The 15,780-nt window shown below is 67.6% G+C and carries 17 protein-coding genes and 1 tRNA gene; 12 read left to right on the top strand and 6 right to left on the bottom strand.

Going from position 1 to position 15,780, the window contains the following annotated elements:
- Positions 1-100: 100 nt before the first annotated feature.
- From ACFXMF_RS32975 to ACFXMF_RS32960, 4 genes are all read right to left on the bottom strand, one after another.
- Complete coding sequence (locus ACFXMF_RS32975) at positions 101-292, bottom strand: hypothetical protein (RefSeq protein ID WP_360318153.1); 192 nt, start codon at positions 290-292, stop codon at positions 101-103.
- A gap of 35 nt (positions 293-327) precedes the next feature.
- On the bottom strand, positions 328-1,305 hold the full coding sequence (locus tag ACFXMF_RS32970) for a sigma-70 family RNA polymerase sigma factor (protein WP_360318157.1): 978 nt from the start codon (positions 1,303-1,305) through the stop codon (positions 328-330).
- A gap of 354 nt (positions 1,306-1,659) precedes the next feature.
- On the bottom strand, positions 1,660-3,087 hold the full coding sequence (locus ACFXMF_RS32965) for an MFS transporter (protein WP_379990410.1): 1,428 nt from the start codon (positions 3,085-3,087) through the stop codon (positions 1,660-1,662).
- Positions 3,088-3,141: 54 nt separating this feature from the next.
- Positions 3,142-3,894: a GNAT family N-acetyltransferase gene (locus tag ACFXMF_RS32960; RefSeq protein WP_360318163.1), complete on the bottom strand. Its 753-nt coding sequence runs from the start codon at positions 3,892-3,894 to the stop codon at positions 3,142-3,144.
- 207 nt (positions 3,895-4,101) lie between these two features.
- Here ACFXMF_RS32960 and ACFXMF_RS32955 point away from each other — a divergent pair, with 207 nt between their 5' ends.
- The 4 genes from ACFXMF_RS32955 (at position 4,102) to ACFXMF_RS32940 (ending at position 8,493) form a co-directional block, all read left to right on the top strand.
- A complete protein-coding gene (locus ACFXMF_RS32955; protein ID WP_360318165.1) occupies positions 4,102-4,431 on the top strand; it encodes a cupin domain-containing protein in 330 nt (109 codons plus the stop codon).
- 72 nt (positions 4,432-4,503) lie between these two features.
- Positions 4,504-4,579, top strand: a tRNA-Arg gene (locus tag ACFXMF_RS32950).
- A gap of 106 nt (positions 4,580-4,685) precedes the next feature.
- A complete protein-coding gene (locus tag ACFXMF_RS32945; RefSeq protein ID WP_379990411.1) occupies positions 4,686-6,257 on the top strand; it encodes a tyrosine-type recombinase/integrase in 1,572 nt (523 codons plus the stop codon).
- Between the two features lie 433 nt (positions 6,258-6,690).
- Positions 6,691-8,493: a pentapeptide repeat-containing protein gene (locus ACFXMF_RS32940; protein WP_379990412.1), complete on the top strand. Its 1,803-nt coding sequence runs from the start codon at positions 6,691-6,693 to the stop codon at positions 8,491-8,493.
- A gap of 189 nt (positions 8,494-8,682) precedes the next feature.
- On the opposite strand, the gene ACFXMF_RS32935 is transcribed toward ACFXMF_RS32940, so the two are convergent.
- Complete coding sequence (locus ACFXMF_RS32935) at positions 8,683-9,813, bottom strand: XRE family transcriptional regulator (RefSeq protein ID WP_379990413.1); 1,131 nt, start codon at positions 9,811-9,813, stop codon at positions 8,683-8,685.
- Positions 9,791-10,408, bottom strand: coding sequence for a hypothetical protein (locus tag ACFXMF_RS32930; protein ID WP_379990414.1), 618 nt, complete (start codon positions 10,406-10,408; stop codon positions 9,791-9,793). The genes ACFXMF_RS32935 and ACFXMF_RS32930 overlap by 23 nt, the downstream gene beginning before the upstream one ends.
- Before the next feature lie 260 nt (positions 10,409-10,668).
- On the opposite strand from ACFXMF_RS32930, the gene ACFXMF_RS32925 reads away from it, so the two are divergent.
- From ACFXMF_RS32925 to ACFXMF_RS32890, 8 genes are all read left to right on the top strand, one after another.
- Positions 10,669-11,457, top strand: a complete 789-nt coding sequence (locus tag ACFXMF_RS32925; protein WP_379990416.1) for a GntR family transcriptional regulator — start codon at positions 10,669-10,671, stop codon at positions 11,455-11,457.
- Positions 11,454-11,933: an HIT family protein gene (locus ACFXMF_RS32920; protein WP_379990417.1), complete on the top strand. Its 480-nt coding sequence runs from the start codon at positions 11,454-11,456 to the stop codon at positions 11,931-11,933. The genes ACFXMF_RS32925 and ACFXMF_RS32920 overlap by 4 nt, the downstream gene beginning before the upstream one ends.
- A gap of 194 nt (positions 11,934-12,127) precedes the next feature.
- Positions 12,128-12,478 (top strand): helix-turn-helix domain-containing protein, encoded by a 351-nt coding sequence (locus ACFXMF_RS32915; protein WP_379990418.1) that lies wholly within the window; start codon positions 12,128-12,130, stop codon positions 12,476-12,478.
- The gene (locus ACFXMF_RS32910; protein WP_379990419.1) at positions 12,475-12,903 is read left to right on the top strand and encodes a hypothetical protein; all 429 of its coding nucleotides are present in this window, start codon (positions 12,475-12,477) and stop codon (positions 12,901-12,903) included. The genes ACFXMF_RS32915 and ACFXMF_RS32910 overlap by 4 nt, the downstream gene beginning before the upstream one ends.
- 354 nt (positions 12,904-13,257) lie before the next feature.
- Positions 13,258-13,533, top strand: coding sequence for a hypothetical protein (locus tag ACFXMF_RS32905; protein ID WP_379990420.1), 276 nt, complete (start codon positions 13,258-13,260; stop codon positions 13,531-13,533).
- Positions 13,530-14,951 (top strand): hypothetical protein, encoded by a 1,422-nt coding sequence (locus ACFXMF_RS32900; protein ID WP_379990421.1) that lies wholly within the window; start codon positions 13,530-13,532, stop codon positions 14,949-14,951. Before ACFXMF_RS32905 ends, ACFXMF_RS32900 begins: the two co-directional genes overlap by 4 nt.
- Positions 14,948-15,277: a WhiB family transcriptional regulator gene (locus ACFXMF_RS32895; RefSeq protein ID WP_379990423.1), complete on the top strand. Its 330-nt coding sequence runs from the start codon at positions 14,948-14,950 to the stop codon at positions 15,275-15,277. The genes ACFXMF_RS32900 and ACFXMF_RS32895 overlap by 4 nt, the downstream gene beginning before the upstream one ends.
- Positions 15,278-15,292: 15 nt before the next feature.
- On the top strand, positions 15,293-15,772 hold the full coding sequence (locus ACFXMF_RS32890) for a hypothetical protein (protein WP_379990424.1): 480 nt from the start codon (positions 15,293-15,295) through the stop codon (positions 15,770-15,772).
- The last annotated feature ends 8 nt before the right edge of the window (positions 15,773-15,780 follow it).

The following is a 15,780-nucleotide window of genomic DNA, read 5'->3' as shown; positions in this document are numbered from 1 at the left end:
TGCGGTACCCACTCCATCGGGGGGGTCCGCTACATCGAACCACTTTTGCCGGGGCCCCGCCGTCTCGTTTCGCACCGGTGGCCCCGGGCCCGTTCCGGACTCAGAGGTGATGCGGCGGCTTGTCGTCCAGGAACCGGCGCAGGTCCGCCGGGTCCGAGGCCGGGCGTTCGTCGCCCCAACCCGCATCGGTCTCGTCCGAACTCACCTCGGGAAGCAGGTCGTCCCAACCGAACCGGTCCCGCCGCCTCGGTTCGCCCGGTCCACTCGTCGCACGCACATCCGCCTCGGCCATCGCATCAGTGTGCCGGCGCTCCGGCGGCAACCCGCTCACGCGGCTTCGAGCCCCTGGGCGGTGGCCAACTCGCGCAGCTCGACCAGGGCCTGCTTCTCGATCTGGCGGATCCGCTCACGGGTGAGCCCGAGTTGCTTGCCGACCTCGGTCAGCGTGTGCTCCTTGCCGTCCGCCATGCCGTAGCGCGCCCGCAGGATCGTGGCCGTGCGGCCGTCCAGCCGACCCACCAGGCTCGCTATCTGCTCGCGCCGCAGCGTCGCCAGGGTGATGTCCTCCGGCGTCAACGGATCGGTCTCCTGGACCAGTTCGCCCAACTCGGTCTCGCCGTCGTCACCCACCGGGGTGTCCAGGCTGATCGGGTCGCGCGCCCAGCCGATCACGTCCACGACGCGCTCGGGCGTGGAGCCCACCGCCTCGGCGATCTCCGTCATCTCGGGATCGCGCCCGTGGTCACGGGCGAACTCCCGCTGCACCCGGCGGATCTTGCTCAGCTCCTCGACCAGGTGCACGGGCAGTCGCACGGTGCGCGCCTGATCCGCCATCGCCCGGGTGATCGCCTGCCGAATCCACCAGGTCGCGTAGGTGGAGAACTTGAAGCCCTTCGCGTAGTCGAACTTCTCGACCGCGCGGACCAGGCCCACGTTGCCCTCCTGAACCAGGTCCAGGAACGGCATCCCGCTACGCGGGTAGCGTCGGGCGACGGAGACCACCAGTCGCAGGTTGGCCTGGATGAACAACTCCTTGGCCGCCGCGCCGCGCTCGATCAGCCGCTCCAACTCGGCCCGGTCGACGCCCTCGGGCACCGCGTCGTCGTCGATCAGCCTGCGTGCGTACAGCCCGGCTTCGATGTCCTTGGACATTTCGACCTCGCGCTCCGCGTCGAGCAGCTTCGTGCGGCTGATCTCGTCCAGGTACACACCGACCGTGTCGCGCTCGACGTCGGCAGCCTTCCGCGTGCGGGAAGCCGCCACTCGCTCGGCGCCCTGTCGGGCCACACCACGTGTAGTCGGCATGCTCTAGCCCCTCACTTTCATTCGCATTCGTCAATATTTCGAACGAACGAGAAGCCTGTGATATTCCGTCCGAAGATGTACTGTTGAAAGGTTGGCCGATAGCGGCCCTTGAGAGCGCCTGCCCGGCGTCGGGCCCCGCATGCACATTCGGTGTGCCTACGTCCCGCTCAACGGTCGACGAGGCCCGGATGTTCCGATCTTCCGGACCCGACGCCCCCGCGCACCCCCGGGAGGGACCGCTTTCGGCCGGCCGTCAGTGCGCGTCCGGCGCGGGCTCCAGGTCGCGCGGGATCAGCCGCCAGGCCAGTACGGCGGCGACCAGCGCGACCACGCCACCGACCAGGAAGGTCGGCGTCATCGCGGCCGTGAAGGCGTCGCCGGCCCGGCCCAGGAGAGCGCTCGCGCCGAGTCGATCCGCGACCACGGACGCGTCCCCGATCGACTCGCGCACCGCCGCCGCGTCGGCCGAGTCGAGGTCGAGGTCGGGCAGGTCGGCCGGTAGAGCGCGGACGCCATGCTGCCCAGGATCGCGACGCCGAGCGCGGCGCCGAGTTCGTACGCGGTCTCGTCGATCGCCGCCGCGCCACCGGAATCGGCGGCGGGCGCCGAGGACATCAGCACCACCGACGCGACCGTGGCCAAGGTGCCCACACCCAGCCCGACCACCGCGAGCGAGGTGCCCACCAGCGCATAGTCCACGTCCCGGAAGTGCTGCCCGATCCACGGCAGCGCGAGCCCCAGCGCCATCAGCGCCAGGCCGATCGCGAGCACGTTCCGAGGTGGGAAGCGGTGCATCAGCGAGGGTACGAACATCGACGCCAGGATCAGCGCGATCGGCGCGGGCAGCAGGTGCAGACCGGCGGAGACCGGGCTGTAGCCCTGCACGTACTGGAACCACTGGCTGAGCAGGAACAGCGCCGCACCCAGCCCGAGCATGCCCAGGAAGATCGCGGTCGCGGCCATGCTGAACGCCCGATCGGTGAACAGCCGGACCTGGAGCAGCGGATTGGTCAGCCGCAACTGGCGACGGACGAACACGGTCAGCGTGAGCGCGGCCACCACGAGCAGGACCCACGCGACCGGATCGCCGACGCCACCCTTGCCGAGCTGCTTGACGCCGCCCGCGAGGGTGCCCATGCCGACGATCGACAGGCCGACACCGGGCCAGTCCCACGCGCCGGAGCGCGGCGAACGCGACTCGGGCAACAACCACAGGCCGAACCCGATCACCGCGACCGCGATCGGCACGTTCAACAAAAACGCCGACTGCCAACCGTGCGACTGCACGAGCAGCCCGCCGACCACCGGCCCCAGCGCCATGCCGCCGCCGAAGACCGCCGACCACACGGCGTAGGCGAAGGCCCGCTCGCGGGCGTCGGTGAACACCTGGCGCAGGATGGTCAGCGTGGACGGCATGATCGCCGCACCGCCCACGCCGAGCAGCACCCGGGCCGCGATCACGTGCCAGGCGGCGGTCGCCGCCACGGCCAGCAGCGAGGCCAGCGCGAAGATCGCGAAGCCGACGAGCAGCAGCCGCTTGCGCCCCCAGCGGTCCCCGAGCGCGCCCGCGGTGACCAACAGGCCGGACAACGCGAGCGCGTACGAGTCGATGATCCACAACTGCTCGACCGAGCCGGGCCGCAGATCGGCGACCAGGGACGGGAACGCGACGTTCAGGATGGTCGCGTCCATCGAGATGATCAGCAGGCTCCCCGACAGGATCGCGAGCACGGCCCAGCGCAACGGGTCGGGCGCGGGGCGAAGGGCGGTGGAGCCGGCCATGAGACATCCTCAATCCTTGTGAGACACAAATGTCTCACGTCATCGAAGGACTGTCTACCGCTCCCCTCCCGGCAGCACGATCGTCATGAACGACTCGCCCGGCCGGAATCCGAGCCGCTCGTACACCGCCCGGGCCGGATTGCCCTCGGTGACCGCGAGCCCGATCGAGGGCAGCCCGTCGAGCAGCGCCAGGCCGAGCGTGTGTCGCAACAACCGGCCGCCGAGCCCCGCGTACTTGGGATCCGGGTCGCGAAAGACCTCGGTGATCCACGGGCCGAGCAGTTCGGCGTCGTTGACCAGCACCGCGCCGACCACCCGCCCCTCGTCGAACGCGACCGTGCTGAACCCGAACAACGGCCCGAGCGCGCGGCCGTCGAACAGACCCGCCAGGTTCTCCGGGCTCGCGTCGTCACCGCCGTCCGGGTGCTCCGGCGGATAGGCGGCGATCCAGGTGTCGTACAACTCCGAGGACGGCACGGACGCCGCCGCGCGCACCTCGATCCCGGGCTCGGCCCACGTGGCGTCCCCGAGATCCGGACCCAGATCGCGGAAGTACTGATGCAGATGGCGCATCAACCGGCCGCCCGCAGCGACCAGCACCGCGCCGGTGTCCGCGCGGGCCGACACCACCCACCCGGGCAGCGCGGTCAGGATGGCGGGCGCGGCGAGTTCGGCCGGAAGCCGGTGCAGGCGCAGGTCGAGCGCGGCCGGGCGCCCCGAACGATTGCCCAGCCGGTAGTCGGCGACCAGTGCCCCGTCCCGATCGAACACGGTCCCCCGCGTACGAACACTTTCGTCTGTGGTCATGAGCTTCATTCTTCGATGCCCGAGCAAGTGGTTATCCCCTCTCAGCGGCCTCGATCCCGACCGCCGGGCAGCGCCCGCGGCGGCCATCGTGGGCGTCTCGGCACAGGCCACGCCCATCCGCCCAGCATCGCCCGACCCGCCGAACCGCGCACGCCCGGGCGCATCCAGAACATGCGCGGAGAGTGATCGCCCGCGAAACTGGCATACATGGACAAAATCTCGCTCCGGACGGCCACCAAGGAGCAACTCGCGTCGGCCCGCAGCACCTCGTCCGGCCGCAGCTCGGTCACCATGCTCGGCGGCTCCCGCCAACACCTGCGGCAGACCCTGATCGCCCTGACCACCGGCAACTCGCTGGCCGAACACACCAGCCCCGGCGAGGCGTCGCTGATCGTGCTGACCGGCCGGGTGCGACTGACCGCCGACGACGAGTCGGTCGAGGGCAGCTCCGGCGACCTCCTGGTCATCCCCACCGAGCCGCACACCCTGGAGGCCCTCGAGGACTCCGCCGTCATCCTCACCGTCGGCAAACCCTGACCGGCCACAAAGCCGCCGGCCACCCCGGCAACCGTTCCGCTACCCTGTCCTGCGGGACCACACGGCCCCGAAGCCTCCATAGCTCAGGGGATAGAGCACCGCTCTCCTAAAGCGGGTGTCGCAGGTTCAAATCCTGCTGGGGGCACCACGCCTGACCAGGCAAGAAACCCCGGCTTCGGCCGGGGTTTCGTGGTTCGTGGGACGGGTCGTGGGACGAGGGAAATCGATCATGGTTCTCGGCCTAACCTCCGGCCATGGCCGACCGACCGAAGCGCCGCCCTCGCGGCTACATTGAGCAACTCCCCAGCGGATCCTGGCGGGCCGTGGTGTACGCGGGCATCGACCCGCTCACCAAGGAGCCGCGGCGCCTGCGCGAGACCTGCCCCACCGAGCCGGAGGCCGAGAAGGCCAAGACTCGCCTCCAGGCGCTCGTCGACGCCCGGCAACATCCCCGCAGCCGCATCACCGTCGCCGACCTGATGACGAAGTGGATGGAGGTCGCGGAACACGAGGACAGCACCAGCGAACGCTACGAGCAGCTGAACCGGCTCTACATCGTCCCCACGCTCGGTGCCGAGCAGGCCGCAACGGTCGACGCCGAACTCCTGGAACGCTTCTACGCCCGGCTGCGGCTGTGCAAGGACCTGTGCTCGGGGAAGAAGCGCGCCGGCCACACGTGCGTCCCGCTCGCCGCCAACACGGTCCGCAAAATCCACTTCATGCTCAGCGGCGCCTTCGGCCGCGGCGTCCGGTGGAAGTACCTGACCATCAACGAGGTTGACCTGGCCCAGCCCCCGGCGTTCGAGCCGACTACGCCCGACCCGCCTTCGGCCGCTGAGGCGGCCCGCCTCCTCAACACCGCGTGGGGGCGCGACCTGGACTGGGGCACGATGCTCTTCGTCGCGATGGTCGCCGGTTGCCGCCGCGGCGAACTCTGCGGACTCCGCTGGCGCGACGTCGACTTCGACGCGCGCATCCTGTCCGTCCAGAACTCGACGGACAAGCACAGCAACCTGAAAGCCACCAAGACCCGCCAGGCCCGCCGCATCGCCTTCGACGAGATCACCGGCGACCTCCTGGTCGCCCTCCGCGACCGCTACGAGGCGCGCTGCCAGCAGCTCGAAGTCGAGCCGACAGACGACGCCTTCGTATTCTCACTCGACCCACAGGGCGCGACGCCCTGGAGGAAGGCAAGCGTCAGTCAGAAGTACCGCCGCCTCGCCCTCGAAGTCAGCCTGCGCAGCACGCGTATCCAAGCCCTGCGCCACTACTCCGCAACCGAGCTGGTCTCCGCGGGCGTCGACCTCCGAACCGTCTCGGGCCGACTGGGCCACGGCAGCGGCGGCGCCACGACCCTCCGGATGTACGCGGCATGGGTCAGCGAGGCCGACAAGCGCGCCGCCGGAATGCTCGCCCCGAATCTCCCGGGCCCGGGAGATGGTCCGGCCCGAGAGCCGGTCCATCCGTGGGAGCAGATCGCGGCTGTCCTGGAGAAGGCAATCCGCAACGGCGACTACCCAGCCGGGCAACCACTGCCACCGGTCAAGGAACTCGCCGAGACCCACGCCGTTACCGCCAGCACGGCCCACCGCGCCATCGCCCACTTGGCCACTCTGGGCCTGGTCGTCACTGCCAGAGGCAAGCGCACGACCGTCGCCGAACTCCCCGAGGCCGCCACGGAGAACACAAGCGAGGTAGACGTTCTGGCCTGCGCATGTGGCAGCGCCGGCCCGTGGGGCACCATCACGCTCGGGGAGCGCCCACAGGCGACGTGTGCAGCCTGCGGTGCCGAGATGGACCTTCCCTTCCCGAAACCATCAACGTAGCGTGACCGAATTGGGGGCTCTGGACGGCTGACGACGTGGCATCACCCAGCGACCCACAATCCTCGAATCACGTCCCACAATTCCCAGAATAGCGCCCGAGTCTCAACATGTGGACAATCACTCAATTCTGGGAATTGTGGGACCCGATTCGAGCCTCTCGCCGGGCCCTCCAAAGGTGCGGTTCGAGTCTCGGCACGACTCACGGAGAGTCACCGCCCAATGGGCGTCACCACTTTGCCCGGGAACCGACCGTCGACGGCCGGATGGCACATCAAGTGGCTGAGGTCGGGTTCATCGTTCCGCAACCCGGTGCTCACGTGCGGTCGTCTTTGGTGGCATGACGTTGCCCCCCGGTCCTTCACCCACACCGCCGCCATGGCCGCATTGTGCAGAGGGTGCCGATCCGGTCCTCAACCCTGTCGGCTGCCGAGGTGTGCACATCTCCGGGCATACCCGATGCCTGGCCCACCTCACTGCCGCCGATCAGACCGCGTATCTTGCGACCCTGTCCCCCGGTGCCGACATCGACCACCGCGGCACCACCTTCGACGGTCCCCTCCTGACTGCCATTCTCGATGCGCTCCGCGACCCCACCTCAGCGCACCCTCATTTCGGCAAAGCCACGTTCGACCAAGCGACGTTCAACACGGATGTCCGTTTCAACGGCGCGATATTCAGCGCCGACGCGACATTCAACGAAGCGATCTTCAACGGTGAGACCCTATTCGAGGATGCGACATTTTCCAACGCCCGGTTCAATGAGGTGACGTTCAACGCCGATGCCTCTTTCATCGACACGACATTCAATGCCGATGTCTGGTTCCTTAGCACTGTGTTCGGCACCGAAGCATTTTTCGACGGCGTCACGTTCAACGCCGACGTTTGGTTCGCCAAAGCGACATTTAACGCCAAGATGTGGTCCATGGGTGCGCTATTCAAGGCCCAAGCCTACTTCGGTAACACGACGTTCAACGCTGCCGCTCTATTTCACAACACGACATTCATCGCCGACGCCTCCTTTGACAATGCGACATTTAACGACGACGCTCAATTCGACTACACGAAGTTCGATGCCGATGCCCGGTTCACCGGCGCGAGGTTCCTCACCACGTCGCAGTTGGGCCCGTTGGCATGTTGGGGATCCCTTGACTTGTCTAGGGCTGTCTTCGGTGTACCGGTGGTACTCGAAGCAGCAGCGGCCAAGATGCGTTGCATACGCACCCGGTGGGACGCGACTGCGACGCTACGCCTGCGCCACGCCGTACTCGACCTGACAGACGCAGTCGTCACCCAACCCATCGCAGTCGTCACTCACCCCAGACCCTTCACATCCTCGGCTGGGGTCGCCCTGACCACCAGGTCGACAACTGGGCCAGTGCACGTAGTGTCCCTCCGCGGCGTCGACGCGGCGCACCTGGTCCTGACCGACACCGACCTCACAGACTGCGTGTTCACAGGTGCGTTCCACCTCGATCAACTCCGCCTCACCGGTCGAACCGTCTTCGCTGGCACCCCCACCGGCATCCACTGGCACCACGGCGTACCCCGACGCTGGACCAAGCGTCGTGTCCTGGCCGAGGAACACCATTGGCGCGCCACTCGCACCCCACCCACCAACCTGGCCGCGCCCACCGCCCGAGAGTGGACACCCGGACGTCACCACCCCGACGCCGACCTCACCCCGGGACCCGACGACCTCGCACCTGTCTACCGCGACCTGCGCAAAGCCTTCGAAGACAGCAAAAACGAACCCGGAGCCGCCGACTTCTACATGGGCGAAATGGAGATGCGCCGCCACGATCACCATGACACCACCCCCGGCGAACGCGGACTCCTCATCGCCTATTGGGCTTTGTCCGGCTACGGCCTGCGAGCCTCGCGCGCCTTGGCCTGGCTCGGCTTGGCCATGACCGCAACCGTCCTGGCGATGATGCTCTGGGGACTGCCCACCAGCGACCCCAAACCCCAGGTCGTCGGCAAACAGGCCGCCGCTGGACAGGATGTGCGTCTCACTGTCGACAACCCCGACCCTGTCCTGACCGGTTCACTCCACACGAGACTGACCAGCAAACGTGCCGAGAAGGCCACGCGAGTCGTCCTAAACTCCGTGGCCTTCCGCTCGTCCGGCCAGAACCTAACTACCTCCGGGGCCTACATCGAGATGACGTCACGCTTCCTCGAACCTGTCCTCTTGGGCCTCGCTGCGCTCGCAATTCGAAACCGTGTCAAACGCTGAGATGAAACGACTACGTGGCCCACAACACCGAATCGATCTCCGTCCACGCGAGTTCACCTGGGGAAATGCGGCCGGCACGCCGCGTCAGCCAACGCTGTCCGAAATTGAATACGAACCGGTATGGGTCTCGGCGAGAATAGCGGACACGCGGAAGCCCTCACCGCTGTAAGGCGGCGAGGGCTTCCACTCTCACCGACGGCCCAACTGAACGACCTTGCCGTCCTCGCTCGCCCCAGCTGCAACGGGGACACGGCGTGCGATCGGTGCAATCGAACGCAGCACCGCGCCGTGAACTGAGAGCCTCTCGGATGCGGGCTTGTAGGGTCGACTCCCGAAGCGGCGCGACAGGACCGTCCACATCAGGAGCGGCTCCTCCTGTACGACTTCGACAGGCTCCTTCTTGCGCCATCCGTTCCGTGACAATTGCACGTACAGAGATCGCTTTCGCGTTGGCCCGATGGTGTCCACAGCAGCACCACGCTGAATCAAGGCAGCCATGGAGACACCCCATGTGGCCTTAAGTCGGGCGTATTCGTGCAACGTGAGCTTCTCGTTGATGTCTGCAAGTGCCCTCACGTGAGGTACGAGGAGGGCCCCAGCGAAACGATTAGCTTCACCCTCAGGATCTGAGGTGCGTGGGCGAAACGTGTGCAGAACCAAGTGACCCAGCTCGTGCGCGAGCGTAAATCTGTCACGATCACCTGAGTGCCCTGGAAAATATCCGACCAATGCGCGCTCGTGTACGCCCCCCGTATACGAAACGCCATAGTGGCCCGGAGTTCCCCCAGTGATCCCCTCCTCACCTCCTGGATCAGGCAGAGCAACTGGTGCAATGGCGATGCCCGCCCGCTCCATGGCTCGTAGGAGGTGGGGAATTGGTTGCGTGGGTGCTAGCCGGAGCGCTTCACGGGTCTGCGCAGCAAGATCCTCCATCTCGTCATCGTCGATCTCATCCCCCGTCGCAAAGGGAAGAGGAGGGGTTGGGTATTCCTCGAACCCGAGGAGTTCCTCCGTGACTCGGAAACTTTCTTTGAAGAATGTATGGACTCGACGCGTATCGGACTTACTCGCGGAGGCCTGTTTGCGGAACCGGAGCGAATCAAGGGGGATCGCAGATTCCTGGACGTAGAAGAATCCTTCCGGGGTGTCTGTTGCGCTCGCGATGATGCGCAGGGTTTCGTCGTTCGCTTCGCGGGTCCCGGTCTCCACATTGGAGATCCAAGCCTGGCTCACGCCCGACATTTCTTCTAGTTGCTTCTGGGTAAGGCCGAGCAGTTCTCTTAGAGTCCGCAGACGCTCACCCGGGGAGGCCGCCAGCATCGCCCTCCTCCTCGTTCGGGACGAACAGGTCGAGTCCTTCGTCAGAAGGCTCGAATCTCAGATCAGCTAGTTCCTCCGCATAGCGGGGCAAAACAAAATCGAGATCGGTTATCGCACGAGTCCCCCACTTCCAGTTGCCGATGGGACGGACCACGCGGAAGGACGGCGCCCCATCCTCGGGATCGGTGGTCCACAGGATCAAGAGACGGTCATTCGCCGGGCCCATGAGAGTGTCTTGCAGAGGCAACGGCGTGTTCCGATAGAAGGCACGGCGAGCGTAGTTGACTCCGGGAGCCGGGACGTCGCTGTCGGAGGCGGCATGCAGAATGCGGGCACGATACTCGCCGTCCGTAAGCCAGAGCGCGCCGTTGCTCGCGTGGTTACCAGCGAGACACCACGGGCCAAGGTCCATGTCTTGAAGCCGGAGGTGGGCGAAACCGCGAACGGTGTGCGTTGCCAACCATGTGTACTCCGAGCGGCTAGCCAACTCCTTCAAGCGCACTCGGCGCATGGCTTCCGCCCAGGCAAAGGCGTCGTGCAGGGGCTCACACAGGCCTGCGAATCCGGCCTGGACGCGCTCTACGTCGTTAACCATGCCCGTGATATTATCACGGGGAAAATTAACAAGCACTAGCGAGTCCGGACTCTGCGCACACCCACTGGCGCACGCCTGCGTCAGGTACGCCGAGGGAGATCCGAGGGGCAGGGCGGCACCTACTCCTTCAGGTGACCTTCGACCACCCACTCCATGCTTGGCATTCGCGGGGTCTACGCGAAAGCGCGTCCGCCAGTGCACCCCACACAAAGCACTGACCTGTAGCGTTCCTGGTACCCGAGGACTACAGGAGCACCGTCATGTCGAGCCCGCTGGACCCGCTGGCGGACAGGTCGTTGTCGTTGCAGTTGGCGGATCTGCTCAGAGAGCAGGTTCTGACAGGCGCACGTGCGGCCGGAAGCAAGCTGCCGTCCGAGAGCGAGTTCCAGAACGAGTTCGGAGTCAGCCGCACCGTAGTCCGGGCCGCCTTGAGCACCCTGGTGGCTGAAGGCCTCGTCGTGACCCGGAAGGGCTTCGGGTCGTTCGTTCGGGAGCATCGCCCTCTGCGACGCGTCTCGTCCTCGTCTCGACACAGTGCTCACCGCGCCTCAGGGCTTCCGATCTTTGACACCGAGGCGGCATCTCAAGGGCAGGTGCCCTCCCGCCGGATGCTCAAGGTCGGGACGGATGCCGCACCGCGCGATGTGGCCGACTGGTTGCGCGTGGACAGTCCGGCCCAGGCTGTGGTGCGGCAGCGTCTCCAGTTGCTTGATGGCGAGCCGGCAGTGATTTCCACGAGCTACTACCCGCTGTGGCTCGCGGCCGGGACGGACCTGGAGTCACCAGCCGCCCTGCCTGGAGGACCGGACTCGTACATCGAGTCGCTCGGGCATCGGTTCGTTCGGGGAATCGAAGTGTTCCGCGCCAGGATGCCGTCGCCTGACGAGGCGCGCATGTTGCAGCTGGACCGCGGCGTGCCCGTAGTGCGGATGTTGCACATCGACTACGACGCGGACGGCCGAACCTTGCAGGTCGCCGATGATCTGTACGCGGCCGACCGACACGAGTTCGCGTTCGAGTGGGAAGAACCGAGTGAGGAGTCCGCATGACTAGGACCTGGCCGCCGAACTGGGATCAGCTGGTCAAGGGTGTCGGCTGTTCGATGTGCGCCTCGGAGCGTCTTGACCGAGACCGGTATGGCGTTCGGATCCACACAGGGCGGTACAGCGATTCGTACCTGCAACGGGCTGATGTGCAGCGCGGATACACCCTGGTGATCTGGCGTGGTCGGCACGTGTCCGAGCCGACCGAACTCACGGAGGCCGAGGCCAACGGCTACTGGGCGGACGTCCTGGACGTGGCGCGCGGGCTCATCGCGCACTATCAACCGCTGAAGCTCAACTACGAAACGCTCGGCAACTCGCTGCCTCACCTGCACACCCACCTGGTGCCGAGATACATCGCCGACCCTGCCCCCGGCGCGCCGTTCCCCCTGCTACCGGTCGACGACACCTTCCCGATCCTGCCGGAGGACCAAGTCGAGGCCGAGGCTCGTGCGCTGCAATCCTTGATCACGCAGAGGTAATTTCCGGAGACGAAACGTGCTTCGGGCGCTTGCATGTCGAGTCCTGTAGTCCTAGGGTTACAAGTGACATCAGAGAGAACCACAGTTGATGTCGCTGAACTACAGGCATGCAAATGCCCCGGCGCTCGGGGTCACGGTGCTGGAACACCGTGCGAGTGCCGGGGCGATACATCGGACTCTGTCTAGGAGATGCGATGCCCGATCAGGGTATCGGCGGTGCGGGTGTGCCCGCACGTGCCGTTCAGGCCAGGACCGTGACGTTCAAGCGTCGCGGGATCACGCACACCACCCAGAAGCTGACGATCGGCCTGGACGAGGCCGCCGCCGCGCTCGGGGTCAGCTACATGACGCTCTACCGGGCCGTCCGTGAGGACGAGTTCCCGGGCATCAAGGTGCGGGGGCGGATCCTTGTGCCCGTCAGGGCCTTGGACTTGCTGCTCGACGCGGCCCTGCAGTCCGGCGAACTGGTCGACGCCGCTGCCTGGACGGCAGCGTGGATCGCGGTTCCGTCGGCGCCGGCTTCCTCGGACGAGGGTGCGGCGTGACGGCGTCGGAGACGGTCCGGTCGGACGTGGACCGGCAGGACGACCGGAACACGCGGGCCCTGCTGCTGACCGGCGTGTTGATGGGCCTGCTGACCGAGGCCGAGGCCCTGCCGAGTGTGTACGAGTGGCGGATCGTCCCGCGGACGCCGTACTCGTTGCCCGTCGAGGCCGAGATCTCGGGCCAGTTGATCCACAGGAATGGTCAGAGCGTGCAGGCCCGCCTGGCCCTGCTCGCGGACATCGCCCGGCGGACCGGGGGCTCGGTCACAGAGATGCCTTTCGGCACCAGTTCGGGGACGGTCATGGTCCGCGCGGTATTCGTGCGCATCGGCGTCCGGGTCGAATTGTGGACGGGCTTCGAGCCGCCCCGGCCGGCCGCGCCGGACGATGTCGTCGCCGTGCCGCCGCCTGGGGGTCCGTCGTGAGGCCGCTCTCGGACTCGCTTCTCTGGACTGCCGTGATGACTCGTAACGATTCCCGCTGCGTGTGCTCGGGGGCGTGCGGGCGGCGGCATCACGAGGCGAACGGCCTGTGCGGGCGGGTGGATTCGGTGACAGTGGCTCCTCGGAACGAGGCGACGCCGATGGTTCGCGCGGCCTCCTTGAGCGAGAGCGACCTGGCGGTGTGGTGCGGCCGGTGCAGGTCCGGCGCGGAGCACCTGGTGGTGACGGCCGCAGCGGCCGAGGCGCGCCGCGCAAACGCCCCGCTCTTCTAGTTCGTCCCCACCGCCCGGGTGTTCCGGGCGGCAGTGAGACCCATGGAATCGAGAGGAGCCCGTGATGGGCGCATGGGGAATGGCTCGGGTCCGGCCGAACGGTCGGATGCCGAAGGTACGGCTCGACAAGGCGCGGCCGGTCGAGCCGGCACGGCTGATCGAGGCGACGAGCGTCGACACGCGGGGAACCGAGTACCGGTGGTCTCCGCTGGATTGGGAGTCGTTCATGACGGCTTCCCTGCTCCACGACGGGGGCGGCCTGTGGTCGCGTCCCGAGACGAGGGCAAACGTCGTGCACTGGGGTGAGCACCTGGTGGTCGACGAGGGTAATGCCCGATGAGCGCGGGTGTGATCGACCTGTCGACGCTGTTGCCGGCTCCGCCGACGGCGGAGGTCGTGTTGATGAAGGCGATCGAGTCGGCGGATACGGCCGAGGCCCGGCGTCGGGCCGCGCAGATAGCCGCCAACCGGCTCGTCGAGGCGGCCGAGGCCGAGGTGCGGGCGACGCGCGAGCAGGTCGACGTGATCGTGTCGAGCGCGCGGTCGTCGGCGGACGCGTTGCGGTCGGACGCGGTCGCTGCGGCCGAGGTGATCCGTAGGGATGCGGCCGCGTACGCCAAGCGCCTCCAGGAGGAGGCCGAGTCCGACGCCGAGCAGGCCCGGCGGGTGGTGGAGGCCGCGAAGGCCGAGGCGGATCGGCTGCGGAGCGAGGCCGCAGAACGCGGGGCTCGGCAGGCGGAGTTGCTGAAGCGTACGAGGGCTGCCGCCGAGGTCGATGCCGAGCGGCTGGTGGGTGAGGCGCGGGCCGAGGCCGAGCGCCTAGTCGAGGCCGAGCGTGCGCAGGCCCGGTACGACGCGGATCTCGCGGCTCGGGAGATCGGCCTGGAGCGGTCGCGGTTGACCGGTCTGAACGAGCGCCTGGCGGCCGATCGCGCCGTGTTCGAGGCCGAGGTCGTGGCCCGGGCGGCGCGCGGCTCGCTCGTCACGAAGTTGCTGCCGTGGGTGGCGTTGGTGGCGGCGATCTGCCTGACGGCGTCGGGTGAGTTCGCACTGTTCGTCGCGTTGGGGTTCGGCTCTTGGTCGTACGCGGCGCCGGTGTGCATCGACGCGTACGTGATCGCCTCGTTCCGGGCGCGCAAGGAAGTGCTCCCCGCCGTGGTCGTGATGATCGTGGCGAACTCGATCTCGCACCTGTTGCCGGTGGGGCATCCGCCGGTCGCGGTGGTGGTCGCGGTGAGTGCTCTCGCGCCGCTGATCCTGTGGCGCGTCCACGTGCTGATCCACGCGGGTGCGCACGCCGCTTCCGCCGTGAACGGGAAGTCGCTTCCCAACCGGGACGGCGACGTGCTTCGCGGAGACGACGAAATGGGCTCCGACCTGGGCGGGAAGCGGCACGACACCAACCCGGAAGCAGGTCCGGAAAGCGGGCCGGAAGCGGTTCGGGAAACGGCTCCGACCGTGCGGCGGGAAGCGGTCGGGAAGCGCGGCGCGCAGGTGTCGCGAAAGCCGTCCGGGAAGCGCTCGGCGAACGCGGCCGGGAAGCGCACGCACGAGGACTTGGTCCAGGACCTGCTGACCGAGTTGGTCAAGCGCGAGACGCGGATGTCGTACCGGGAGGCGCAGGCCCGTCTGCGGGTCCGGTTCGAGGACTCCAAGGCCGCGCTGAACGACGCGTACGAGCGTCTGGCCGAGGCCGGGGTCGTTCTGCCGGCCGATCTGTCGATCGTCCCTGCCGCCCGTGAGGAGTCCGCGCGATGACCGCCAGCATGCAGACCAGGGACCGAGTGATCATGCGCCGGTGGGTGTCGGCGGGGTCCGGCCCGTGGGAGTGGGACGCGGCCTGTCGCGGCGCGGACCCCGAGTTGTTCGTGGACGACGCGCCGTACGGCACCGGCAACGTCAATTATCCGGACAAGACCAGGGCTGCGCGGGTTCGGCAGGCGTTGGCGATCTGCGCGGGGTGCCCAGTGCGTCGGCAGTGCCTGGACGACGCGGTCGCCGCAGGCGACCGGTGGGCGATTCGGGGCGGCCTGACGGTCGCGCTCCGCATGCCCGACAGCAACGACGCCGCCGACGCGGCCTGACGGGGGGTGGTTTCGATGTTCGGTCGTATCAAGTCCTGGTTCCGCCGCTCGACGCCGTCGGCCTGGTCGACGTGCACGGTCGGCGAGATGGGGACGTTGCTCGCGTGGGCGGTGGCGGACGCGGGGCGGTACGTCCGTGCCGACGGTTCGGCGACGGTGACCTTGCCCGGCACGCTCCAGCCGGAGTTGCTGCGGGCGATCGAGGGTGTCGCGTATGCCCACGCGCTGGTCGAGCACCACGCGCTCCAGGCCGATTTGCTGCACGTCGGACCGGCGTTCGTCGGGATCCTGGAGGACGCGCACTCCTCGTTGTACGCGTCGTTGGACGCGATTCGCAGGGTGGCGATGGTCACCGCGACGCCCGATGAGGTCGACGTGGGCCCGGCGGGGCAGGACGCCCCGCCCGTGCCCGCCGAACCGGCGCGGGTGGGTGTTTCCGAGGCGCTGCGGTTGGGGCCGTTCGTCCCGCCGATCGATCCGTTCTCGCGGTCCTGACCGGCTCC

It is taken from the genome of Embleya sp. NPDC059213 (assembly GCF_042754445.1).
Lineage (GTDB): Bacteria > Actinomycetota > Actinomycetes > Streptomycetales > Streptomycetaceae > Embleya.
This window is presented reverse-complemented; position numbering and strand designations above follow the sequence as displayed.

Bases quoted from the DNA above. Each gene is read 5' to 3' on its own strand.
- ACFXMF_RS32925 (WP_379990416.1), top strand. From the start codon at position 10,669: ATGTCGAGCCCGCTGGACCCGCTGGCGGACAGGTCGTTGTCGTTGCAG.
- ACFXMF_RS32975 (WP_360318153.1), bottom strand. From the start codon at position 292: ATGGCCGAGGCGGATGTGCGTGCGACGAGTGGACCGGGCGAACCGAGG.
- ACFXMF_RS32930 (WP_379990414.1), bottom strand. From the start codon at position 10,408: ATGGTTAACGACGTAGAGCGCGTCCAGGCCGGATTCGCAGGCCTGTGT.
- ACFXMF_RS32890 (WP_379990424.1), top strand. From the start codon at position 15,293: ATGTTCGGTCGTATCAAGTCCTGGTTCCGCCGCTCGACGCCGTCGGCC.
- ACFXMF_RS32905 (WP_379990420.1), top strand. From the start codon at position 13,258: ATGGGCGCATGGGGAATGGCTCGGGTCCGGCCGAACGGTCGGATGCCG.
- ACFXMF_RS32965 (WP_379990410.1), bottom strand. From the start codon at position 3,087: ATGGCCGGCTCCACCGCCCTTCGCCCCGCGCCCGACCCGTTGCGCTGG.
- ACFXMF_RS32900 (WP_379990421.1), top strand. From the start codon at position 13,530: ATGAGCGCGGGTGTGATCGACCTGTCGACGCTGTTGCCGGCTCCGCCG.
- ACFXMF_RS32955 (WP_360318165.1), top strand. From the start codon at position 4,102: ATGGACAAAATCTCGCTCCGGACGGCCACCAAGGAGCAACTCGCGTCG.
- ACFXMF_RS32895 (WP_379990423.1), top strand. From the start codon at position 14,948: ATGACCGCCAGCATGCAGACCAGGGACCGAGTGATCATGCGCCGGTGG.
- ACFXMF_RS32970 (WP_360318157.1), bottom strand. From the start codon at position 1,305: ATGCCGACTACACGTGGTGTGGCCCGACAGGGCGCCGAGCGAGTGGCG.
- ACFXMF_RS32920 (WP_379990417.1), top strand. From the start codon at position 11,454: ATGACTAGGACCTGGCCGCCGAACTGGGATCAGCTGGTCAAGGGTGTC.
- ACFXMF_RS32915 (WP_379990418.1), top strand. From the start codon at position 12,128: ATGCCCGATCAGGGTATCGGCGGTGCGGGTGTGCCCGCACGTGCCGTT.
- ACFXMF_RS32945 (WP_379990411.1), top strand. From the start codon at position 4,686: ATGGCCGACCGACCGAAGCGCCGCCCTCGCGGCTACATTGAGCAACTC.
- ACFXMF_RS32960 (WP_360318163.1), bottom strand. From the start codon at position 3,894: ATGACCACAGACGAAAGTGTTCGTACGCGGGGGACCGTGTTCGATCGG.
- ACFXMF_RS32935 (WP_379990413.1), bottom strand. From the start codon at position 9,813: ATGCTGGCGGCCTCCCCGGGTGAGCGTCTGCGGACTCTAAGAGAACTG.